This window comes from Tsukamurella pseudospumae (genome assembly GCF_001575205.1).
Classification (GTDB): Bacteria; Actinomycetota; Actinomycetes; order Mycobacteriales; family Mycobacteriaceae; genus Tsukamurella; species Tsukamurella pseudospumae.
This window is the reverse complement of the sequence record NZ_LSRE01000008.1, coordinates 114,610-137,982: the sequence shown is the minus strand read 5'-3', so window position 1 is coordinate 137,982 and position 23,373 is coordinate 114,610. Positions and strand designations below refer to the sequence as shown.

11 protein-coding genes are annotated in these 23,373 nt (G+C 71.1%); 7 read left to right on the top strand and 4 right to left on the bottom strand.

Features of this window, described 5'->3' with window-relative positions:
• The first annotated feature begins 8 nt into the window (after positions 1-8).
• The 3 genes from AXK61_RS05865 to AXK61_RS05855 all read left to right on the top strand — a co-directional run bounded on the left by AXK61_RS05865 (position 9) and on the right by AXK61_RS05855 (position 3,789).
• Positions 9-1,727, top strand: a complete 1,719-nt coding sequence (locus tag AXK61_RS05865) for an FAD-binding dehydrogenase (RefSeq protein ID WP_068744229.1) — start codon at positions 9-11, stop codon at positions 1,725-1,727.
• Positions 1,720-2,526, top strand: a complete 807-nt coding sequence (locus tag AXK61_RS05860; RefSeq protein ID WP_068571402.1) for an SDR family oxidoreductase — start codon at positions 1,720-1,722, stop codon at positions 2,524-2,526. Before AXK61_RS05865 ends, AXK61_RS05860 begins: the two co-directional genes overlap by 8 nt.
• Before the next feature lie 96 nt (positions 2,527-2,622).
• On the top strand, positions 2,623-3,789 hold the full coding sequence (locus tag AXK61_RS05855; RefSeq protein WP_068571401.1) for a globin domain-containing protein: 1,167 nt from the start codon (positions 2,623-2,625) through the stop codon (positions 3,787-3,789).
• Here the strand turns inward: AXK61_RS05855 and AXK61_RS05850 are convergent.
• Positions 3,773-5,185, bottom strand: a complete 1,413-nt coding sequence (locus AXK61_RS05850) for an aminotransferase-like domain-containing protein (RefSeq protein WP_068571400.1) — start codon at positions 5,183-5,185, stop codon at positions 3,773-3,775. The genes AXK61_RS05855 and AXK61_RS05850 overlap by 17 nt on opposite strands.
• Between AXK61_RS05850 and AXK61_RS05845 the strand changes: the two genes are divergently transcribed.
• Entirely contained in the window at positions 5,184-6,113 is a 930-nt protein-coding gene (locus AXK61_RS05845) for a DMT family transporter (RefSeq protein ID WP_068571399.1), read from the top strand. The genes AXK61_RS05850 and AXK61_RS05845 overlap by 2 nt on opposite strands.
• Positions 6,114-6,191: 78 nt before the next feature.
• On the opposite strand, the gene leuA is transcribed toward AXK61_RS05845, so the two are convergent.
• Positions 6,192-8,060, bottom strand: a complete 1,869-nt coding sequence (gene leuA / locus AXK61_RS05840) for a 2-isopropylmalate synthase (protein ID WP_068571398.1) — start codon at positions 8,058-8,060, stop codon at positions 6,192-6,194.
• A 523-nt stretch (positions 8,061-8,583) separates the two neighbouring features.
• Here leuA and AXK61_RS05835 point away from each other — a divergent pair.
• The 3 genes from AXK61_RS05835 to AXK61_RS05825 all read left to right on the top strand — a co-directional run bounded on the left by AXK61_RS05835 (position 8,584) and on the right by AXK61_RS05825 (position 20,963).
• Positions 8,584-19,848: a non-ribosomal peptide synthetase gene (locus tag AXK61_RS05835; protein WP_068571397.1), complete on the top strand. Its 11,265-nt coding sequence runs from the start codon at positions 8,584-8,586 to the stop codon at positions 19,846-19,848.
• Positions 19,848-20,687: an ABC transporter permease gene (locus AXK61_RS05830; RefSeq protein WP_068571396.1), complete on the top strand. Its 840-nt coding sequence runs from the start codon at positions 19,848-19,850 to the stop codon at positions 20,685-20,687. Before AXK61_RS05835 ends, AXK61_RS05830 begins: the two co-directional genes overlap by 1 nt.
• 72 nt (positions 20,688-20,759) lie before the next feature.
• Positions 20,760-20,963 carry an MbtH family protein gene (locus AXK61_RS05825; protein WP_068571395.1) on the top strand — a complete coding sequence of 68 codons (204 nt, stop codon included), beginning with the start codon at positions 20,760-20,762 and terminating at the stop codon, positions 20,961-20,963.
• A gap of 138 nt (positions 20,964-21,101) precedes the next feature.
• Here the strand turns inward: AXK61_RS05825 and AXK61_RS05820 are convergent, their stop codons facing one another.
• Both AXK61_RS05820 and AXK61_RS05815 read right to left on the bottom strand, forming a co-directional pair.
• Complete coding sequence (locus AXK61_RS05820; protein WP_068571394.1) at positions 21,102-22,397, bottom strand: mannosyltransferase family protein; 1,296 nt, start codon at positions 22,395-22,397, stop codon at positions 21,102-21,104.
• Entirely contained in the window at positions 22,394-23,227 is an 834-nt protein-coding gene (locus AXK61_RS05815; RefSeq protein WP_068571393.1) for a hypothetical protein, read from the bottom strand. The genes AXK61_RS05820 and AXK61_RS05815 overlap by 4 nt, the downstream gene beginning before the upstream one ends.
• Between the last annotated feature and the right edge of the window lie 146 nt (positions 23,228-23,373).

The window sequence follows — 23,373 nt, the reverse complement described above, 5'->3', positions numbered from 1 at the left end:
GTGGACGCATGACCGAGGAATCGTCGACGGGTCCGAACGGCTTCGCGCCCGACTCGATCGTGGTGGGGGCGGGCCTCGCCGGCCTCGTCGCGGCGTACGAGCTGTCCCGGGTCGGCCGTCGGGTCCTGATCCTCGACCAGGAGAACCGGAACAACCTGGGAGGTCAGGCCTTCTGGAGCCTCGGCGGGTTGTTCCTGGTCGATTCGCCCGAGCAGCGGCGCCTGGGCATCAAGGACTCCTTCGAGTTGGCGTGGCAGGACTGGACGGGGTCCGCGGGCTTCGACCGCGACGATGAGGACCATTGGCCCAGGCAGTGGGCCCGCGCCTACGTCGAGTTCGCGACGCACCGCAAGCGCGACTACCTGCGGGGTCTCGGGCTCGGCTTCACACCCGTGGTGGGCTGGGCGGAGCGCGGCGGCGGCGCGGCCGACGGACACGGCAACTCCGTCCCGCGTTTCCATCTCACCTGGGGGACGGGGCCCGAGGTCGTGCGCGTGTTCCGCGAGCCGGTCGAGCGAGCGGAGCGGCAGGGCCTGGTGCGCTTCGCCTTCCGACACCGCGTCGACGAACTGGAGCGAAGCGACGACGGCGCGATCGTGGGCGTCAGCGGCGCCGTCCTCGAACCCTCCGACCTCGATCGCGGCGTCGCCAGCGGTCGGGAAGCAGTCGGGGAGTTCGCGTTCCGCGCCCCGACGGTGCTCGTCACCTCCGGTGGCATCGGCCACAATTTCGAGCTCATGCGGCAGTACTGGCCGACGGAGCGGCTCGGCCCCTTCCCGGAGCACATGATCGCGGGCGTGCCGGCGCACGTCGACGGCCGCATGCTGGCGATCTCCGAGGAAGCGGGAGCGAACATCGTCAATCGCGATCGGGTGTGGGCCTACACCGAGGGCATCCACAACTGGGACCCGATCTGGCCGAACCACGCGATCCGCATCATTCCCGGGCCGTCGTCGCTGTGGTTCGACGCGAACGGCAACCGCTTCGCCGCCCCGAACTTCCCCGGCTTCGACACCAATTCGACGATGAAGGCGATCCTCGAGACCGGCTACGACTACTCGTGGTTCGTCCTCACCGAGTCGATCATCGAGAAGGAGTTCGCACTGTCGGGCTCCGAGCAGAACCCGGACATCACCGAGAAGGACCTGAAACTGGCTCTGGGCCGGGTGAAGTCGAAGGGCGCGCCCGGCCCCGTCGAGGCCTTCAAGCAGCACGGCGAGGACTTCGTTGTGGCCGACACCCTCGAGGAACTGGTCGAGGGCATGAACGGCCTGGGCCGCGGCGGGCACGTCGACCTCGACCACCTCCGCCGGCAGATCGAGGCGCGCGACCGCGAGGTCGCCAACTCCTTCAGCAAGGACGCCCAGCTGCAGGCGATGCACAACGCGCGGAACTACCTGGGAGACAAGGTGGTGCGGGTCGCCAAGCCGCACCGGATCCTCGATCCGGCGCACGGGCCGCTCATCGCCGTCCGCCTGAACATCCTCTCCCGTAAGACCCTGGGCGGACTCGAGACGGATCTGAAGGCGCGCGTCCTCGGGGCCGACGGTGCCCCCGTCCCCGGCCTGTACGCCGCGGGCGAGGTCGCGGGGTTCGGTGGCGGCGGGGTGCACGGCTACAACGCTCTCGAGGGCACGTTCCTCGGCGGGTGCATATTCTCGGGGATGACGGCGGGCCGCGCAGCAGCGGCCGCCACCGGCGGACGAACGGGGAACGGACATGACTGAGCGGACGGCACTGGTGACGGGGGCATCGTCGGGCATCGGATACGAGACGGCGAAGTTGCTCGCGCAGAAGGGATACCGGGTGCTCGGCACCAGCCGGAACCCGGAGACGATCCCCGCCGACAAGCGGATCCCCGGAGTCGAGTACCTGGCGCTGGACCTCGCCGATCGCGCGTCGATCGCGGAGTGCGCCGCCGCGGCCGGCGCCGTCGATGTCGTCGTGAACAACGCGGGTGAGAGCCAGTCGGGGCCGCTCGAGGAGCTGCCCGCCGACGCCGTGGACCGGCTGTTCCAGACCAACGTCTTCGGTGCCGTGCAGCTCACCCAGCGCCTGCTGCCCGCAATGCGTGAGGGGCGCCACGGCCGGGTGATCATGGTCGGGTCGATGCTCGCGAGTTTCCCGCTCGCGTACCGCGGCTCGTACGTCGCCGCGAAGGCGGCCCTCAAGGGCTTCGCCTCGGCGGCGCGGCAGGAGCTGTCGCCGTTCGGCGTGTGGGTGTCCACCGTCGAACCCGGCTCGATCGCCACCGGGATCGGCGAGCGCCGCACCAAGTACGTGGCCGACGATTCCGTGTACCGCGCCGACTTCGACACGATGATCGAGAACCTCGACGCGAACGAGCGCTCGGGGATCACGCCGGCGGAAGTGGCGGAGGTCATAGTGAAGGCGATCGAGGCCGACAAGCCGCGCGAGTTCTACGCGGTGGGAAGCAATGCGCCGCTGGTCTTCCTGCTCAAGAGGCTCGTCCCGGTCGAGGTGGTGTCCAGCATCGTGGCGCGGCGGCACGGCCTCAAGCGGTAGGTCCCGGAGCTGCGGGACATCCGTCCCTGGCGGCGACGGGCTACTACTACATAACGTCGTAGTAGCCCTTCCCGTCAGCCCGAGGACAGATGCCCCATGCTCACCGAACCCCAGATCATCGTCATCCGCGAGACTCTGCCCGCCGTCGGCGGCGCGATCGACGAGATCACGCCGAACTTCTACCGCCGCCTGTTCGCCGCGCATCCCGCGTTGGAGCGCGACCTGTTCAACCGGGGCAACCAGGCGGTGGGCGCGCAGCAGCGCTCGCTCGCCGCGTCGATCGCCATGTACGCCACGGCCGTCGTGGACGACGAGGTCTCCGCGCGGACGATGCTCGAGCGCGTCGCGAACAAGCACGCATCCCTGGGCGTCGCGCCGGATCAGTACCCGGTCGTGTACGAGCACCTGTTCGCGGCGATCGGCGAGGTGCTCGGGGCGGCCGTCACACCGGCGGTCGCCGAGGCCTGGACCGCGCTGTACTGGCAGCTCGCCGACGAACTCATCGCCATCGAGAAGGGGCTCTACGCAGCCGCCGCGATCACGCCCGAATCCGTATGGCGCACCGTCGTCGTCGCGGAGCGGCAGCAGGAGACCCCGCGCACCGTCGCCTTCGTCCTGGCGGACCCGTCCGGGGCTCCGCTCCCGGACTTCCTCCCCGGGCAGTACGTCTCGGTCGCGGTCCGCCTGCCCGACGGTGCCCGCCAGATCCGCCAGTACAGCCTCTCCGGCGCCGGAGAGGGCCGATGGCGGGTCGGGGTCCGGCGCGACGGCGAAGTGTCGTCGTACCTGCACGAGTACGCGTTCGAGGGTGTCGAGCTGCAGGTCTCCCCGCCTTTCGGCGACATCGTGTTGGACAGCGATCCGACGACGCCCCTGGTCCTGGCATCAGCGGGCATCGGCATCACGCCGGTGCTCGGCATGCTCTACCACCTCGCGGAGGAGGAGGGCGGCCGGCGAGTCGTCGTCGCGCACGCCGACCGCACCCGCGCTACGCACGCGCACCGCACCGAGCTCGCGGAGCTGGTCGCGCGGATCCCGGGTGCCGAGCTGCACACGTGGTACGACGATCTCCCGGACGGCTATCCGTTGGAGGAGGGGGAGTCCCGCGGCCGCATCGACCTGTCCGGGATGGAGATCCCGGGCGATGCGAACGCGTACCTGTGCGGACCGCTGCCCTTCATGTCGGGGACGGCCGATCAGCTCGAGGTCGCCGGTCTCCCGCGGGAGCGCGTGTGGTTCGAGGCGTTCACGCCGTCGGTGTGAGCGCGTTCTGCAGGATGCGAGACCCCTCCGGAAAGCGCTCGGGCTGCGGTCCGGCGTAGGCGAGACGGAGGTGGTTCCCCGTGGGCTCCGCGGGGAACCACTCGTCACCGGGACCCACGATCAGGCCGTCGCGGCGGCACCGTTCGACGACGGTGCCGAGGTCGACCTCGTCGGGCAGGCGCGCCCACAGCGCGAGGCCGCCGCGCGGTACTGCGTCCACGGCGACATCGGGCGCGTGCGCGCGGAGGCTGCGCAGCAACAGGTCTCGACGGTCGCCGAGCTGCCGTCCCAGCCGCCGCAGGTGCGTCCGCCAGGCCGGCTGCGTGACCACATCGAGTGCCACCGCCTGGAGGACGCCGCTGACGTACATCGCGTCCGCCTGGGTGTCGGCGAGGATCCGGTCCCGGGCCGGGCCGCGCGCGATGATCGCCGCCACGCGCACCGCGGGCGCGACGCTCTTGCTCAGGGACCTGACGTACACCACGTGTCCGGAGTCGTCCCGCGTCGCGAGGGGGACCGGCGCGGCGTCGATGCCGAAGTCCCGCGCGTAGTCGTCCTCGATGAGGAACGCGCCGGCGTCGCGTACCGCGGCGAGGATCCGCCCTGCACGGTCCGGATCCCACACGGCACCCGTCGGACTCGCGAACGCCGGCTGCGCGTAGAAGGCGCGCGCCCCGGTCTCGGCGAGGATGCGCCGCACGACGTCCGGATCCGGGCCCGACGGTCCGCTCGGTACCGGGAACACCTCGACCCCAGCCTGTTCCGCGGCGAGGATCGCGCCCCAGTAGGTGGGTGACTCCATCACCAGCGGCCGCCCGGCGCCCACCAGCGCCCGGAAGGCGGCGAGCAGGGCGCCCTGGCTGCCGGGCGTGACCACCACGTCGCGGGCGCCGACGGGGCCGGTCCCGGCCGGCGTCTGCGCGGCGAGTTCGGCGGCGAACCAGGATCGCAGCTCGGGGAGCCCGGCGACGGGCGGTCGTCCCATCAGCGCCTCGCTCCGCGCAGCGCGGGCGAGGGCAGGCCGGACCAGGCGTTCCGGTAGCAGCTCCCGCGCGGGGTACCCGGAGTGCAGGCCGATGGCGTCCCCGTCGGACGGCTGCAGGGCGGTGGGCGCGACTGGTGTGCGGCGCCCCGAAGCGCCCAGGGCGGCGGTCTGCCAGCCCAGGTCGACGGGCCGCGCGGCGCGCTCTGTGCGCACGAAAGTACCGACACCCGTCCGTGTCTCGATGACACCGAGTGCGGTGAGCGAGCGCAGCGCCTGCTGCACCGTGACGGGGCTGACGCGGTACTCGGCCACGAGCGCCCGAGTGGACGGGAGCTTGGCGCCGGGTGGAGCCGCGGCGATCCAGGATCGGAGGGCTGTCGTCAGACGTGCCCCACTGCTATCGTCAGACATGAACCAGCATGATAGCGCTACTGTCCAACGTCGACCAGTGATACCGGGGTCGCCGATCGTGAGATCGGGGCTGCTGTGGGGACTCCTGGGGGTGCTCGCCTTCTCCTTCACCGTGCCCTTCACCCGCGTCGCGGTCGCCGGCGGCGGCCTCCCGCCGCTCTTCGTCGGCGCCGGCCGTGCCGTCGTGGCCGCAGCGCTGGCAGCGATTGCGCTGTTCGCCACCCGGCAGGCGCTTCCGCGCGGCCGACAGTGGGTCCGCGTCGGCGTCGTCGCGCTCGGCGTGGTGATCGGTTTCCCCGTGCTGACCTCCTTCGCGTTGACCACGGCTTCCGCCTCGCACGGTGCCGTCGTGATCGCCCTGCTGCCCGCCGCGACCGCTGTGGCCGCCGTGTGGCGGGTAGGAGAACGGCCGCGTCCCGCGTTCTGGGGCGCCGCGGCGGTCGGCGCGGTGTGCGCGGTGGTCTTCGCCGTCCTGCAGGGCGGCGGCCTCGGCACCCTGCGCGCCTCGGATCTCCTGCTGTTCGGCGCGGTGGTCGCCGCGGCGATCGGTTACGCGGAGGGTGGACTGCTCTCGCGGGAACTCGGCGCGTGGCAGACGATCTCGTGGGCACTCGTGGTGGCCGCGCCGGTGATGCTGGTGCTCACGGCCCTCAGTACCCGAGGTGGGGTGAGTGGCACGGCATCCGGCTGGTGGGCCTTCGCCTACCTCGGCGTGGTGAGCATGTTCCTGGGCTTCTTCGCCTGGTACCGCGGCCTCGCGATCGGACCGATGGCCACCGTCAGCCAGGTGCAGCTGGTCCAGCCCGTGTTCGGGATCGCCTGGGCCGCTGTGTTGCTCGGCGAGTCCGTCGGGTGGTCGACGGTGCTCGGCGGCCTTGCCGTGATCGCCTCCGCCGCCCTCGCGGTCCGCACCAGATCCGGTCGCTGAGGCGTCTCCCCGCAGAAATCCCCGCTCGCCTCGCGAATACACGAGGGGAGCGGGGATTTCTGCTGCAGCTGGAGGAACCTACGGGGCCCAGGTGCGCGTCGAGGCCTCGCCGACGGCGGCCTCGGTCGCTCGGACGCTGCCGTTCGCGCGGTTCACCGCGGAGACCACCGCGCGCAGAGAGGCGGTCGTGATCGACGGGGCGATGCCCACACCCCACACGGTGCGGTCCTCGTCGTCCACGCGGACGATCGCTTCGACGTATGCCGCGGCCTGGGCGTCGTCGCCGGCGGAGAGGGCGTGTTCGCTGTAGTCCAGGACCCGGACGTCGAAGCCGACGGTGCTGATCGCGTCCACGAACGCCGCGAGCGGGCCGTTGCCCTCGCCCGAGACCTCCTGCTCCTTACCGTCGACCTTGACCACGGCGTCGATGCGGTCGACGCCACCGTCGACCTCGGAGGCCGTCACCTTCTGGCGCATGCGCTCCAGCGGCACGATCGGGTCGATGTACTCGCCGGCGAAGACGTCCCACATCTCCTTCGGCGTGACCTCGCCACCCTCGCCGTCGGTGATCTTCTGCACCGACTGGCTGAACTCGACCTGCAGGCGCCGCGGCAGCTGCAGCCCGTGGTCGGTCTTCATGATGTACGCGACGCCGCCCTTGCCGGACTGGCTGTTGACGCGGATGACCGCCTCGTAGCTGCGGCCCACGTCCTTGGGGTCGATCGGCAGGTAGGGGACCTGCCACAGGATGTCGTCGACGTCCTTGTCGGCCCCGTCGGCGTCGACCTTCATCTGGTCCAGGCCCTTGTTGATGGCGTCCTGATGGCTGCCCGAGAAGGCGGTGTACACCAGGTCGCCGCCGTACGGGTGCCGCTCGGGCACGGGCAGCTGGTTGCAGTACTCGACGGTGCGCCGGATCTCGTCGATGTCGGAGAAGTTGATCTGCGGGTCGATGCCGCGGCTGAACATGTTCAGGCCGAGCGTGACCAGGCAGACATTGCCGGTGCGCTCGCCGTTGCCGAAGAGGCACCCCTCGATCCGGTCCGCGCCGGCCAGGTAGCCCAGCTCCGCCGCCGCGACGCCCTCGCCGCGGTCGTTGTGCGGGTGCAGCGACAGGATGATGCTGTCGCGGCGGTTCAGGTTGCGGCTCATCCACTCGATCGAGTCGGCGTAGACGTTCGGGGTGGCCATCTCGACGGTGGCCGGCAGGTTCAGGATGATCGGCTTCGCGGGCGTCGGGTCGATGACCTCGACGACCGCGTCGCACACCTCCTTCGCGAAGGACAGCTCGGTGCCGGTGTACGACTCGGGGGAGTACTCGTAGCGCCAGGCGGTGTCCGGGTACTTCTTCTCCTCGCGGCGCACCAGGTGGGCGGCGTCGACGGCGATCTTCTTGATGGCGGCCTTGTCGGCGCGGAAGACCACTCGGCGTTGGAGCACGGACGTCGAGTTGTAGAAGTGCACGATCACGTTCTTCGCGCCCTGGCAGGCCTCGAAGGTCCGGACGATCAGTTCCTCGCGGCACTGCACCAGCACCTGGATGGTCACGTCGTCGGGGATGGCCCCGTCCTCGATGATCTCCCGGACGAAGTCGAAGTCCGTCTGGCTCGCGGACGGGAAGCCGACCTCGATCTCCTTGTAGCCCATGCGGACCAGCAGGTCGAACATGCGGCGCTTGCGCGCGGGGCTCATGGGGTCGATGAGCGCCTGGTTGCCGTCGCGCAGGTCGACGGCGCACCACAGCGGAGCGGTGGTGGCGACCTTGTCCGGCCAGGTGCGGTCGGGGAGCGCGATCTGCTCGACCTCGTCCGCGTAGGGGCGGTAGCGGTGGGCGGGCATGGCGCTTCCGCGCTGCGGGTTCCACGCGGGCTGGCCAGGGTTGCTGGGGCCGGCGGGGGCGGTGATCTTCGATACGCCGGACGTGTAGGAATCGGCTGCAGGGCTCATGGTGTCGAGGCTACTTTCTCGGGGCGCCCCTGCGGCTGGCAGGGACGTAATCGGTCGCGATGCGACCTGGAGGGCTCGACCGGCGGTGCCGTTGTTCCCACGGCTCAACCCGCGACGGGGAGCCGGTCTGGATCAGACCCCGCCGCGGCAACCGAGGAGAAGGGCGCGCCACTGCACAGGTCGAATGTAGCGCACGGTGCGACCGCGCGGCAGGGCGGTGTGTGCGCCGATGACCGGGTGTGATCTAGAACACGTTCCGACGATCCCGTGCTTCGGTGCAGGTTGCAGAATTCGTGATCATGCATCGCGAGCTGCCGTTGATGATCACGTTTGTCTGTGAATCCGCAGGACAGATGGCGGTTGGTGAACTTTGGCGAACCATCACATCCTTCACCTGCTGACTTGCTGTGGCCTTCACCCGCGGGAATCCGTGTTGAAGATGTTGCAATTTCAACGTTGACCTCCCTACAATTCTGCGATTGCAACCGTTCTGCGTTGCGATCGCGATGCGAAGGAGAGCTTGGTGGAGCACGTGGTGCACTCCTTGACCGGAGCCCAGTACGGAATGTGGCTCAGCCAGCAGATGTCCCCGGACGTCGCCTACACCGTTGCGCAGTACGTGGACATCCGCGGACCGTTCGACGTCGAGACCATGCAGGCCGTGACCCGCGAGGCCGGCGACGAGTTCCAGTCGCCGTACGTCCGCATCGACGTCGACGAGTCGGGCGCGCCGGTACAGCGGCTCGATCGCTCCATCGACGGTGCTGCACAGGTCATCGACCTGGGGCTCGCGGACCTTCCCGAGGATCAGCGCATCGATGCCGCGGTCGCCTGGATGCGCGCCGAGTACTCCCGTCCGCTCGACCTCGCCGTCGACGACCTCATCATCAACAGGCTCATCCGCGTCGCCGACGAGCATTGGCTCTGGTACGCCCGCGCGCACCACGTCGTCATCGACGGATACGGTGCCTCGACGCTCCAGCGCCGCGTCGCGGAGCTGTACACCGCCCGCGTCACCGGCGGGGAGACTCCTGCGCTCAAGCCCGCGCCCCTGGGCCCCGAGGGGTTCGTGACGGCCGAGGACAAGTACTTCGCGTCCGCGCGCTCCGACGGTGACGCCGACTACTGGGCGGAGATCGTCGCGACGCTCCCCGAGGCCGCGGGCCTGAGCCGCATGGCCGCGGCACCGTCGCCCCTGAACCTGCGTCGCAACGGTGTTCCCAGTTCCGAAGCGGGAGCGCGCCTGGAGGCGGCGGCGGAGCGGCTGGGCACCAACCGCACGGGGCTCGTCATCGCGGCCTTCGGCGCGTACGTCGCCGCGGTGTCGGGGCGGGAGGAGATCTCGCTGTCGGTCCCCGTCGCCGCGCGCACCACCGCGGCCCTGCGAGGCTCCACCGGCATGACCGCCAACGTGCTACCGGTCCCCGTGCGGGCCGGTTCCGGCGCCACCGTCTCCGACGTCATCGACGGCACCGGGCTCGACCTGCGCAACGGGCTGCGGCACCAGCTCTACCCCGCGGCGCGGATGGAGGCGCCCACGCTCCGCGAGGGCGTCGTCGGGTCCACCTTCGGCGACACCATCAACATCATGATGTTCTCCTCGGCGATGACGCTGGGCGAGGCCGCCGGCACCCTGAACCTGCTCACCTCGGGTCCTGCTGAGGACGTCGCCGTCACCGTCTACGAGTCCGAGCAGGGCGCGCTGCGGATCGACATGGAGGCCAACCCCGCGTCGTACTCCGTCGCGGACCTCGACGCGCACTACGCCCGGTTCATGGAGTACCTCGACCGGTTCGCGGCCGCCACGGGCGCCACCCCGCTCTCCGCGCTCACCGTCGCGACCGAGTCCGAGGCCGTCGAGTGGACCCGGTTCGCCGGCGCGGCCGACGGTGCGCGGCAGGCCGCCGGGCCGTCCGTCCCGATGCCCGACCTGCTGCGCCGCGCCGCCGCAGCGCATCCGGACCGGGTCGCGGTAGTCGACGGTGACCGCAGCATCACCTACGCCGAGCTCGATCGCTACAGCGACCGCCTCGCCCGCTACCTGATGACGGTCGGCGCGGCCCCGGAGGCCAGTGTCGCGCTGCGTATTCCGCGCTCGCTGGAGTCCGTCATCGCCGTCTGGGCCGTCACCAAGACCGGTGCCGCGTTCGTCCCGATCGACCCGAAACTGCCCGCCGAGCGCGCCGAGCACATCGCCACGGCGGCGGCCCCGGTCGCCACCCTGACGCCGGCGGACCTCGCCCGCGTGTGGGGGCCCGGTGCGAACGCGGGGAGCAGCGACGCGGACTGGCCGGCGATCGATCTCGCCAACCCCGCCTACCTGATCTTCACGTCCGGCTCCACCGGCCGGCCCAAGGGCGTCAGCGTCACCCACAGCGGCCTGTCGAGCCTCGCCGCGGAGCTCGTGCGCTCGCACGGTCTCGCCGACGGCTCGCACGTCATGCACTTCGTGTCGCCGGGCTTCGACGCCTCCGTGCTCGAGCTGCTCATGGCGGTCGACAGCGCGTCCACCCTGGTCGTGGTGCCGCCGGAGGTCTACGGCGGCGAGGAGCTCGAGGAGGTCCTCGCGCAGGGCGGCGTCAACGGAGGCTTCATCACGCCCGCCGCCGTCGCCACGATGGATCCGGAGAAGCTGCCCGAGCTCACCTCGCTCGGCGTCGGCGGCGACACCGTCCCGCAGGCGCTCGTGGAGAAGTGGGCCACCGAGGGCCGTACCCTCGTCAACGTCTACGGCCCCACCGAGACCACCATCGCCGTCACGCTCGGCGGCCTCCACGCCGACGCTCCGGTCCGGCTCGGTGGACCGATCCCCGGGACGCGGCTGTACGTACTCGACCCGTACCTGCGTCCCGCGCCCGCCGGTGTGCCCGGCGAGCTCTACATCTCCGGTCCGGGCATCGCCCGGGGCTACCACGGCAACCCGGCGCTCACTGCGGAACGCTTCGTGGCCAACCCCTTCGAGGCCGACGGTGCGCGGATGTACCGCTCGGGCGATCTCGTCCGGTGGGACGCCGACGGTGCGCTGGAGTTCCTCGGCCGCATCGACTCGCAGGTCAAGCTCCGCGGCTTCCGCATCGAGCTGGGCGAGATCGACGCCGCCGTCATGCGCGTGGCCGGCACCGAGCGGGCGATCACCGTGGTCAAGGGTGACGACACCGCCACCGCCGAGCTCGTGACCTACGTGACCGGCACCGCGGAGCCCGACGCGATCTCCGCGGGCATCGCCGCTGAGCTGCCCGCGTACATGGTTCCCGCGCACATCGTTCCGCTCGCCGAGTTCCCGCTCACGGTGAACGGCAAGGTCGATCACAAGCAGCTGCCGCAGCCGGAGCGCAGCGCGGTCGCGGTGGTCGCCGGACGCGGCCCGAGGACCGACGCGGAGATGCTGGTCGCGGAGGCCTTCGCCGAGGTGATCCCCGGCGTCGTCAAGGACGACCTCAACGTCGCGACCACGCTGTTCGATCTGGGTGGGAACTCGTTGTCCGCCACACGTATCGCGGCCCGCCTGGGCTCGGCGACCGGTAGCCGCGTGAGCGTGGCGACGGTGTTCGCCAACCCGACGGTGGAGGGGCTCGCGGCCGCCATCGGCGGCGCGCCGGTGCCCGCCGCCGCGCTGGCGGCATCCTCGGCCGTCGATGTGGCCGGAGCCGAGCCGGAGCCGGAGTACGCGGCACCGTCGGACCCGGAGGAGGCGGCCGAGCTGCTCCCCGCCCAGCATCAGATGTGGGTCCGCAACCGCCTGAGTCCCGATGGCTCGTACCACATCCCGGTCGCTCTGCACCTGCGTGGAGACGTGGACGTCTCCGCAATGCGCGTCGCCCTGGGCGATGTGGTCGCGCGGCACACCCCGCTGCGCACCGTCTACCGCAACGGCCCCACGGCCGGTGAGCCCGAGGTGCAGGTGCTGCCCGCGGGGCCGAACCTGGTGCCGTTCACCGAGCGGTCGGTGGAGCTCGACGAGTTGACCGCCGCCGCCACCGATTACGCCGGCGAGCCCTTCGATCTGGCGGCCGACGTGCCGATCCGCGCGCGTCTCTACCGCATCGACGACCGGCACCAGGTGCTCGTGCTGGTGATCCACCACATCGCCGCCGACGGCTGGTCCATGATGCCGCTGGCCGGCGACCTCGCGACCGCGTACGCGTCGCGTACCCAGGGCAAGGCGCCGAAGTTCCCGCCGCTGCCGCGCACCTACACCGAGCACGCACGCTCCTACAAGCACCGCCTCACCGGTGCCCCGCGCCAGGCTCTGGACCGGTTCTGGGCCGATGTCCTGGCCGACCCGCCGGCCGAGTCGGTGCCGCCCGCCGCCGTGCCCCGCTCGGGCGGCGTGGTCTCGGCCGCCAGCTCGATCGACACGCGCGTGGCCCCCGAGGTCTGGGCGGGCGTCGCGGGCCTGGCCCGAGCGCACACCACCACGCCGTTCATCGTGGTGCACGCCGCGCTCGCCGCCGCGATCGCGCGCCTGTCGGGCCAGGGTGATCTGGTGATCGGCACCGCCGTCGCGGGACGCGGCGAAGCGGAGCTCGACGGTCTCGTCGGCATGTTCGTCAACTCGATCCCGCTGCGCACCCGCACCACCGACGATCAGACCTTCGCGCAGCACCTCGCCGCGGTGAGTCAGGGCGATCTGGACGCGCTCGACCACTCCGACCTGCCCTTCGAGTCGGTGCTCGAACTGGTGGACCCGCCGCGCGCCGCCGGCCGCCACCCGGTCTTCCAGGTGATGCTGAACCAGCGCCCCTTCGACACGACGCACTTCCCGATGGCGGGCGTCGACGTCGAGGTGGTCCCGGTGGACGTTCCGATCGCCCGCTTCGACCTCGAGGTCACGCTGGGCGCCGACGGCACGATCGAGCTGCGCTACGCGTCCGAGCTCTACCGCACCGAGCAGGCCGAGTCGATCCTCGACGCGCTCGTCGCGGTCCTCACCGCGGTGGGTCACGACCCGCAGACCACGATCGGCGAGCTGCCGATCATGTCGGCGCACCGGCTCGCGGAGCTGACGCCCGTGCGTGGCGTGGAGGCCGATTTCCACACGCCGCTGGGCCAGCTCATGCGCGAGGCCGCTCGCACCTACTCGAACCGGCCCGCCGTGATCGACGGTGCCCGTGTGCTCACCTACCGCGAGCTCTACGCGGACGCCCGCAAGGTGGCCGCGGCCGTCCTGGCCGCGGGCTCGCGCCCCGGCGAGGCGGTCCTCACGGACCTGCCCCGCTCGGCGGAGTCCATCACCGCCTTCTGGGGCATCACCCTGGCCGGCGCCGCCGTGGCCCCGGTCGACCCGAAGTACCCCCAGGACCGGCGCGACTACATCGCGAACGACGTGCGCGCCCGGGTGGGCGTGACCGCGACGGGAACCGGTGTGCAGGGCGTCAACTGGGTGGCGATGGACGAGCTCGGCGGCGAGGGCTACGACCCTCAGATCGTGCCGAACCTCGACGACGCCGCGTACGTCATCTACACCTCGGGCTCGACCGGACAGCCGAAGGGCACCGTCGTCACGCACCGTGGGTTGGGCAACTTCGCCGAGGAACTGCACGTGCGGCTGCAGAGCGGCGCCGACACGCGCGTGATGGCCTTCGCCTCCACCGCTTTCGATGCGACGGTGCTCGAGCACCTGCTCGCGATCCGCGTGGGCGCGCCCCTCGTCGTCGTGCCCGCCGGCACGACCGGCGGTCGCGAGCTCGAGCGGATCATCGCCGATCACGGTGTGACCCACGGCTTCCTGACGCCGTCCACCCTGGCGACGGTGAACCCCGACGCGGTTCCCTCGTGGACTCACGTGCTCGCCGGCGGCGAGGCGCTCGGCCCCGGCCTGGCCAAGAAGTGGAGCGTCGGCCGGCGCCTGCACAACGGCTACGGCCCCACCGAGACCACCATCATGACGGCGATCTCCGACGCGCTGTCCGGCGACGGCCGCGTGCCGATCGGGCCGCCCGTCCGCGGCCAGGGTCTCCTGGTGCTCGACGACGAGCTGCGCCCCGTCCCCGTCGGCATGCCCGGCGAGCTGTACGTGGCCGGGCCGCAGCTGGCCCGGGGTTACCACCGCCGCCCGCAGCTCACGGCGTCGCGGTTCGTGGCGAACCCGTACGGCGAGCCCGGCGACCGCATGTACCGCACCGGTGACGTGGTCCGCTGGACCCGCAGCGATGCCGACCAGTTGATCGTCGACTTCGTGGGCCGCAACGACTTCCAGGTCAAGATCCGCGGCATCCGGATCGAGCTGGGCGAGATCGATTCCACGATCGACACCATGCCCGGGGTCGATTTCGTCTCGACCCAGGTGCGTCCGGGGCCCGACGGTGCCCCCGCGCTCGTCGCGTACGTCAAGGGCGACGTGGATCCGTCCGAGGTCCGCACGCACGTCCGGACGCGACTGCCCGGCTTCATGGTTCCGGCCGCGGTGATGATCATCGCGAAGGTGCCCATGGGCAACACCGGCAAGCTCGACAACGCCGCGCTTCCGGAGCCCTACTTCGGCGGCACCGGCAACGCCGCCGCGAAGCCGACCACTCCTGGTGAGGCCCGCGTCGTGGAGGCGTTCCGGAAGGTGCTCGGCAGCGATGCGATCGGCGTGGAGGACGACTTCTTCGACCTCGGCGGCAACTCGCTGTCGGCCAACGAGCTGGTGAGCCTGTTGGGCAACGGGATCGAGGCGCGCACCGTCTTCGATCTCCGCACCCCGGCGGCGATCGCGACCGCCCTGACGGGCGATCCCGACCGCATCTCCAACGAGTCCGCTCTCGAGGACCAGGGGCTGCGTCGTGTCCAGCGCGGTGACCGTATGCCGCTGTCCTCCGCGCAGGAGCGGATGTGGCTGCAGAACAAGATCGATCCGGGCCCGACCTACAACATCGGTGCTGCCTTCCTCGCGAGCCGCCCGGTGGACAAGGCCGTGCTCGACGCCGCTCTGCGCGACCTGCTCGAGCGGCACGAGAGCCTGCGCACCCGGTACCCGTCGTCTGCGGAGGGCCCCTACCAGGAGATCCTCCCCGCCGGCGCGCCGGTGGTTCGCGACTTCGCGGCCGAGGTCGGCACCGCCACGTCGAACGTCGCCGGCCAGGAGTCGGCGATCGCCGAGTTCGTGGCGCGCCCGTTCGCGCTGAACCGCGATCTCCCGCTGCGCGTGATGACGGCGCCCACGGGCAAGGGATCCATCCTCGCGATCGCTGTGCACCACATCGCGGCCGACGGCGCCTCGGTGGTGCCGCTGACCCGCGACCTGATGGCCGCCTACCTCGCCCGTACGACGGGCACCGAGCCGCAGTGGGCCGAGCTGCCGCTGCAGTACGCGGACTACGCGGTGTGGCAGCGCGGGCAGGCGGAGAAGGACGCCGGCGCGGTCGACTACTTCGCGGATCGCCTGCGCGGCATCCCGGAGGAGAGCTCGTTCCCCGCGGACGGCCCGCGGCCGACCATCGGTTCCACGGACGCCGGTGAGGTCGCCGTCGTCCTGCCGCTCGCCGAGCGGGAGGCGCTGGCGGACTTCGCCGGCAAGCGCGGTGTCTCGATGTTCATGGTGTTACACGCGGCCCTGGCCGCCCTGCTGCATCGCGTGAACGACGCCGACGACGTGGTCATCGGCACGCCGGTGATCGGTCGTACGGACCGTCGCCTGCGGGACGTCGTCGGCATGTTCGTCAACACCGTCGCGCTGCGCACCTCGGTGACCGGCACGGAGACCTTCAACGCGCTCGTCGATCGGATCCGCAGCGGTGACCTGGACGACCTGGTGCACGCGACCGCGCCGTTCGAGCGCGTCATCGAGGCGCTGGCCCCGCCGCGCAGCCGTGACCGGCACCCGGTGTTCCAGGTGGTGCTCAGCCATCAGAACCTCGGCGACCCGCTGAGCGTGCTGAGCTCCGACGGCGGCGGTCTGTTCGACCTCGAGCCGCTGCCGTTGGCCGCCGCCACCACGACCTTCGACGCGACCTTCGAGGTCCGCGAGGTCGAGGAGGGCCTGCGGTTCAACCTGCGGTACCGGACCGACCTGTACCGTCCGGGCACCGCGGAGGGCATCGTCGCCCGCCTCGTGCGCCTGGTGACCGCCGGCGTCGCGTCGCCGGACACGCCGGTCGCCGATCTTCCGGTGCTGCTGCCGGAGGAGGAGGAACTGTTCCGGCGGGCCTCCACCACGATCGAGCCGCACACCATGGCCGAGATCCTGGCGCGCGCCGTGCGCCAGCGTCCCGGCGCGCCCGCGCTGCGGGCGGGCGACGTGCGGTACACCTACTCCGAGCTGGACTCGTCGATCTCCGCGCTCGCCAACCGCCTGGCCGGCCTGGGCGTGGGGGCGGGCACCCGGATCGCGGTGTCGATCCCGCGCTCCGCCGCGTCCGTCGTCGCGTTCTGGGCCGTGGCCCGGCTCGGCGCGGTGTACGTGCCCGTCGACCCGAATTACCCCGCCGAGCGCGTCCAGTACATCCTCGAGGACGCCAAGCCCGCGATGGGCCTGACGGTGCGCGACACCGCGAGCGACCTGCCCGAGCTCGTGGACTGGGTGACCGTGGACCTGAGCACGTCCCGGGTGCAGCACCCATCGGCGGACATCGCGCAGATCGGCATGGACGACCCGGCGTACGTGATCTACACGTCCGGTTCCACCGGCAAGCCCAAGGGCGTCGTCGTCCCGCACCGCGGTCTGGCCGCGATGGCGGACACGCTCGTGCGCCAGCACGCCGTCGGGGCGAACGCGCGGGTGCTGCACTTCGCGTCGCCGAGCTTCGACGCGTCGATCCTCGAGTTGCTCCTCGCGACCTGGTCGCGCGCCGAGCTCGTGGTCGCGCCGGTCACCCTCTACGGCGGCTCGCCCCTCGGCGACTTCCTCGCCGAGCACGAGGTCACCCACGCCTTCATCACTCCCGCCGCGCTGGCTACGATCCCCGATCGCGACCTGCCGCTGCTGGAGGCGCTCAGCGTCGGCGGCGACGTGCTGCAGACCGAGCTGGCGCGCCGCTGGTCCGACGGGCGCATCCTGATCAACGCCTACGGCCCGACCGAGGTCACGATCGCCGCGACCATCGGCGCCGTCGATCCCGAGAACGTGGGCATCGGCAGTGCCGTCACGGACGCGCAGCTGATGATCTGCGACGAGCGGCTGAACCTGGTCGCGCCCGGCACCGTCGGCGAGCTGTACGTCGCGGGACCCGGTGTGGCGCACGGCTACCTGGACCGCCCCGATCTTACGGCATCGCGGTTCGTGGCGAACCCGTACAACGACGCGCAGGGCTACAAGCGCATGTACCGCACGGGCGATCTGGTGCGCTGGCGCGCATCGGAATCCGGCGATCCGGTGCTCGAGTTCGTCGGGCGCAGCGATGATCAGCTCAAGGTGCGCGGCTTCCGCGTCGAGCCGGGCGAGATCGTCACGGCGCTCGAGGGACACCCGAACGTGCGGCAGGCCGTCGTCGTCGTCGACCGACCCGAGGGTTCGCTCGAGGCGCAGGCCGCGGCGCGGCTGGTCGCGTACTACGTGACCGACGGTGCCGTCACCGTGGACGGTCTCCGGGCGTACGTCGCGGATCGGCTTCCGCGCCACATGGTTCCGGCCGTGTTCCAGGAGATCGACAGAGTCCCGGTCACGGCGCACGGCAAGACGGATCTCAAGGCCCTGCCTCCGGTCGGTGCGCCGCTCACGCCGGCACCGTCGGCGGACGAGGCTCCGGTCTCGCCCCTGGCGGCACTGGCCGAGCCCGCGGCGCCCAAACGGCGCGCGGTCTCGTCGGCCAGCCTCGAGGGTGCGGTCGCGGAGATCCTCTCCGACGTGCTGGGCGTCGCGTCGCTGGGCATGGAGGACGACTTCTTCGCCGTCGGCGGCACGTCGCTGCAGGCCGCGATCGCCGTCGACCGGCTGCGTGAGCGGTTCAGCTCCGAGGACGCCAGCATCCGCTGGTTCTTCGAGGACGCGAAGGTCGGGACCATCGCGGCACGGATCGCGGGTGCTCCGGCCCGGGTCTCGACCACTGCCGTGATCACCGGTGTGGCAGCGGATTCCGATACCGCGATCACCGACCCGATCCTGCCGCTGCGCGCGGGCACCCCAGGTGTGGACCCGCTGTACTGCATCCACCCCGCCGTCGGTCTGGCGTGGAACTACCTGGGGCTCTCCAGCGAGCTCGACCCGAGCATCCCGATCATCGGCATGCAGGCTCCCGGGATCTCCTACCCGATGCCGCCCGCGGACTCGATCAAGGAACTGGCCCGCACCTACGTGCGGTCCATCCGCGCGGCCCGCCCGCACGGTCCGTACAACCTCCTCGGCTGGTCGCTCGGCGGCCTGATCGCGCACGAGATGGCCGTCGAGCTGCGGGAACTGGGCGAGAAGGTCAACCTCGCGCTCATGGACGCGTACCCGCTGGGCGACTACCGCGGACCGCGCGAGGAGATGTCGATCGCGGCGCTGTTGCGCGAGTTCGTCGGCCTCGACATCGACGAGGACGCCGAGCTGAGCACCGACGACGCCCTGGACCTGCTGGCCTCCGCCGGCGGACCGGCGCGGGAGCTCTCGCGCGGCCAGATGGAGCGGCTGCTCACCAATTACCGGCACAACACGTCGCTGGGCTACTCGCACCGTCCGCGCGAGTACGACGGCAACATGCTGGTCTTCCGCGCGACGGAGCAGCCGACGGGTGGCCTCGTGCCGCAGCTGTGGCGGCCGTACGTGACGGGCCTGGTGCAGGTGCACGACATCGAGGCCACGCACAATCAGCTCGGCTCCGCCCCGGCGATCGACGAGATCGCCCGGACGATGAACGTCTTCCTCACGGGCAACTACACCAGCGTGGTGAAGTCCACGAGCAAGACGCTCGACGACACCAAGCCGCTCGTCAGCGTCCGGGGCCTGACCCGCAAGTACGGCCGCGGCAAGAAGGCGGTGTACGCGCTCAACGGGGTCGACCTCGACATCGCGCCGGGCAGCGTGCACGCGCTGCTGGGCCCGAACGGCGCCGGCAAGACGACCACGGTGAAGATCATCTCGACGCTCATGAAGCCCTCCGAGGGCTCCGTGACCATCGACGGTGTCGACGCCCTGGCCGACCCGCGCCGGGCGCGCTCGATCATCGGCCTCTCGGGCCAGTACTCGGCCGTGGACGAGAACCTCACGGGCCGTGAAAACCTCGAGATGTTCGCCCGCCTGTACGGCTTCGACAAGGGCGCTGCGAAGGCCCGGGCGACGGAGCTGCTCAAGCAGTTCCGGCTCACCGGTGCCGCCGACCGCGCGTCGGGCACCTACTCCGGCGGCATGCGCCGGCGTCTCGACCTGGCCGGCGCGATCATCGCGCGGCCGCGCCTCGTCGTTCTCGACGAGCCGACCACCGGTCTCGACCCGCGCAGCCGCAAGGACGTGTGGGACGTGATCGCCCGGCTCAGCAAGGAGGAGGGCATCTCGGTGCTGCTCACCACGCAGTACCTGGACGAGGCCGAGTTGCTCGCCGACCTGGTCACGATCATCGACCAGGGCCGGATCATCCGGTCCGGCACGGTGCCCGAGCTCAAGTCGGCCGCCGCGGCCGACCTGATCCAGATCGGGATCCGCGAGCGCGATCGGGTCACCGCGTGGCCGATCCTGGCCCGCCACGCCATCGACGGCACGGCGATCCGCGAGGCCTCCGGCCTCAGTGCCATCCGCGTGGCCGACGGCCAGTACAAGCTGGTCGCCGTCCTCAACGACCTGCGCGAGGCCGGCGTCCACGTCGAGTCCGCGATGCTGCGCGAGGCCACCCTGGACGACGTCTTCTTCGCCCTCACCGGCGAGGACGCGAACAAGACCGAGGAGAGCAACTGATGACCGCGATCACCTTCCCGCAGGAGCGGGAGTCGTCGCTGAACGGATTCCTCAGTGACTGCGCGGTGATGACCCGCCGCAACCTGACCACGCTGATCCGGATCCCGCAGCTGCTCCTGGGCGCGACGGTCCAGCCGATCATGTTCGTGCTGCTCTTCAGCTACGTGTTCGGTTCGGCGCTCGGGGGCGAGGTGGGCGGCGACCGCTACCGCGAGTTCCTGCTCGCCGGCATCCTGGTCCAGACGGTGGCCTTCAGCTCCGGCCAGACGGCGATCGGCGTCGCATCGGACATGAAGAACGGCATCATCGACAGGTTCTGTTCGCTGCCGATGTCGCGGCTCGCCGTCATGGTCGGGCGCACGCTCTCGGACCTCGTCGTGAACGTGATCAGCGTGGCGGTGATGCTCGTGGTCGGCCTGCTGGTCGGCTGGCGGTTCCGCGGCAGCTGGGTCGACGCGGCCCTGTCCCTGACGACGCTGCTGCTGTTCGGTTTCGCGATGTCCTGGCTGGGCGCGCTCATCGGCCTCTCGGTCTCGACGCCCGAGTCCGCGCAGGCGCTCTGCATGATCGTGATGTTCCCGATCGCCTTCATCTCGTCGGCGTTCATCGCGTCGGGCGACCTGCCGGGCCCGCTGCGCACGATCGCGTCGTGGAACCCGGTGACCTCGATGGCCCGTTCGCTCCGTGAGGCTTTCGGCAATCCGTTGAGTCCCAAGCCGGTGTTCAACGAGCCGGTCAACTGGGCGGCGCAGCACGCCACCGCCTACTCCGCGATCGTCTCGCTCGTGATGATCGTCGTCATCGTGCCCTTCGCCGCGCGCGCCTACATGCGCCACTGACCCGCGCGCTCGCGCCGCGAGCGTGCTCATCGACAACCCATCGCCGTATCCCTCCCACAAAGGAGAAATGAAATGAACAATCCCTTCGACAACGAGTCGGGCGAGTTCGAGGTCCTCGTGAACGACGAGGGCCAGCACTCCCTGTGGCCGACCTTCCGGCCGGCGCCCCGGGGCTGGACGATCGCCTTCGGCGAGGGCGGCCGTTCGCGGGCGGAGTGCCTCGAGTACATCGAGTCCGCGTGGACGGACATCCGTCCGCTCAGTCTGCGCGCCTGAGAGTTCCGATCGGCGGGGCCGGCAGGGCAGTCGTCCTGTCGGCCGTCGCCGTGCCCGGAGTACGCGGCACCGTCCTCGCTCCCGGACGGAGCGGACGCCACGTTCGTGGGTCCGACGGTGCGCCGTGCCCGAATCCCGTCACATGGCGTGCGGGTAGACGCTCACCATGTGGGCGCCGTACCAGCAGGTGACCGTGACGATGCCGACGCAGGTCCAGATCTGGACGTTCCGGGAACGCCTCGCCAGGCCGATCGCGATCGGGATGAGCAGCACGAAGGCGGGCAGCAGCAGCCGGGGCCGCGACATCATCAGGCCGCCGGAGCCGAGCAGTGAGACCACCACGAGCGAGCCGTACAGCGTGATCGGCCACGGCATCTTCGCGCGGATCGCGAGCACGATCAGCACGATCGATGCGGCGAGCAGCCCGACCACCGACAGGTCGGCGATGTCGGAACCGTTGATCAGGCTGTAGTTGACGAACTGCCAGGTCTGCACGCCCAGGTCGAAGGTCGTGCCCCAGCCCTCGGTCTGGATGCGGAACCACCCCGTGAGGCTCCCGGTGTGGTGCGCCACGATGAGCAGGTAGGTCAGCCACCCGATCGGCGTGAGCAGCACGCAGACGACGGCCTTGACGCGTTCGGCACCGTCGGACGAGAGGACCGCGATGAGGGCCGCCAGCGCGACCACCCCGATGAGGACCACGGAGGTGGGGCGGCACAGCCCCGCCAGCGCCGTGCAGACGCCCGCGAGGATCCACCTGCGCTCCATGACCCCGACCAGGGCCCAGCCGGCGAGGGCGCAGTACAGCGCCTCGGTGTAAGCCATGGTCAGCACGATCGACATCGGCGCGGCCGCGAACAGGACGGTCGTGAGCAGGCCCGCCCGTTCGGCGAGGTGGGTGGGCACGCGCGGCATGTGCTCGACGCAGAGCCGGCCCAGGCGATAGGCGGCCACCGCCGCGACGCAGCCGAGGATCGTGTTGACGGTGAGCGCCGCGCGGTAGGCGTCGAAGCCGGGCAGCTGTGCCACCGCCCGGACCAGCATGGGGAAGCCGGGGAAGAAGGCGTAGGCCGTGTCGGCGGTGTGCTCGCCCCGCGCGTCGACGAACCGCCACGGCATGTCGTTGTAGCCGTAGGTGGCCAGCCCGATCATCCACTTGCCGTCCCACGCGGTCAGCAGATCGGCGAGGTTCTGGTTGCGGAGCTGCGCGAATCGCGCGAGCACCGCCAGCCCGATACCGCGGATCGCGAGGTAGAACACGATCGGCAGCCAGATCGACCGGGTGCGGTCGAGCAGGGACGACGGTGCCGGCGCGGCGCCGGTGCCCGCTCGGGTGTCGGCTCCGGTCGCGGCGAGGTCGGGGGCGGTCGGCACGCGTTGCATCGTACCGACGGTCCGGTCGGCGTCGTCGCCGCGCGCGCCGACCGCGGTCACGGTGAGCTGATCCGCGTGATCGTGCAGTTGACGTAGTTGTCGCCGGACTTGGCGAATTCCTGCCCGTTGACGGTGATGGTGCAGGTCACGGGGCCGGTCCCGGTGACGATCAGGGACATCCGAGCGCCGATCGTCGCGGTGCCCTGCCACTCCCACGGCAGGGTCGAGGCCTTGGGGACCGTGCCCTCCTGGACGCCGGTGACCATGACGACGCCCGCGCCGTTGCCGCCCGCGGACAGCTTGAGCTGCACGGACACGCCGCCCGACGGTGCGCCGCTGGTCGGCTTGGGCGCCGTGGTGAGGAAGCCGTCCGATTCGGTGGCGGGCGCGGTGCCGGTCGTCGGGGCGGCGCCCGTGGTGGGCGCGGCGCCGGTCGTGCTGGCATCGGCCGAGAAGGTGACGGGGGAGGCGGTCGTGGACGAGCCGTCGCTCTTCGTCGCGACGACGATCGCGATCACCCCGGCGACGGCCAGGATCGCGACGATCGCGGTCAGCGCGATGATCAGGCCCTTGCGGTTGCCGCCTCCGCCGCCATTGCCTGGGCCACCGGGACCACCGGGGCCGCCGTACGGGGGCTGCGGCGGTCCGGGCGGGTAGCCGCCCGGCCGGTACGCCCCCTGCGGGTACCCGCCCTGCTGCGGGCTGAAGGGTGTGGTGGCCTGCGGGCCCTGGCTCGGACTCTGTGGCTGGCCCGGCCGGCCCGGGAATCCGCTCTGCGAGGGCTGCCCGCCGTACTGCTGGCCGGTGGGTCCGCCGGGTTGCGGGGCGCCCTGGGGGTACGGGCCACCGGGGTACTGACCGGGGTTCTGGCCGCCGCCGTAGGGGTTCATCGGATCTCCTGAGGTTTCGCGTTCCCGTCGATCATCCCCGATGTCGCTGAACGGCGGGTTGCGCACCGCTTGGAACGGTGCCCTCGAATCCGAAGAACCCAGGTCGGTAGGATCGAGTCGACCATCGAAGCCCGCAACGGAGAGGT

Coding starts and splice junctions, on each gene's coding strand:
- AXK61_RS05815 (WP_068571393.1), bottom strand. CDS start 23,227: ATGAACCCCTACGGCGGCGGCCAGAACCCCGGTCAGTACCCCGGTGGC.
- AXK61_RS05850 (WP_068571400.1), bottom strand. CDS start 5,185: ATGTCTGACGATAGCAGTGGGGCACGTCTGACGACAGCCCTCCGATCC.
- AXK61_RS05865 (WP_068744229.1), top strand. CDS start 9: ATGACCGAGGAATCGTCGACGGGTCCGAACGGCTTCGCGCCCGACTCG.
- AXK61_RS05830 (WP_068571396.1), top strand. CDS start 19,848: ATGACCGCGATCACCTTCCCGCAGGAGCGGGAGTCGTCGCTGAACGGA.
- leuA (WP_068571398.1), bottom strand. CDS start 8,060: ATGAGCCCTGCAGCCGATTCCTACACGTCCGGCGTATCGAAGATCACC.
- AXK61_RS05860 (WP_068571402.1), top strand. CDS start 1,720: ATGACTGAGCGGACGGCACTGGTGACGGGGGCATCGTCGGGCATCGGA.
- AXK61_RS05825 (WP_068571395.1), top strand. CDS start 20,760: ATGAACAATCCCTTCGACAACGAGTCGGGCGAGTTCGAGGTCCTCGTG.
- AXK61_RS05845 (WP_068571399.1), top strand. CDS start 5,184: ATGAACCAGCATGATAGCGCTACTGTCCAACGTCGACCAGTGATACCG.
- AXK61_RS05855 (WP_068571401.1), top strand. CDS start 2,623: ATGCTCACCGAACCCCAGATCATCGTCATCCGCGAGACTCTGCCCGCC.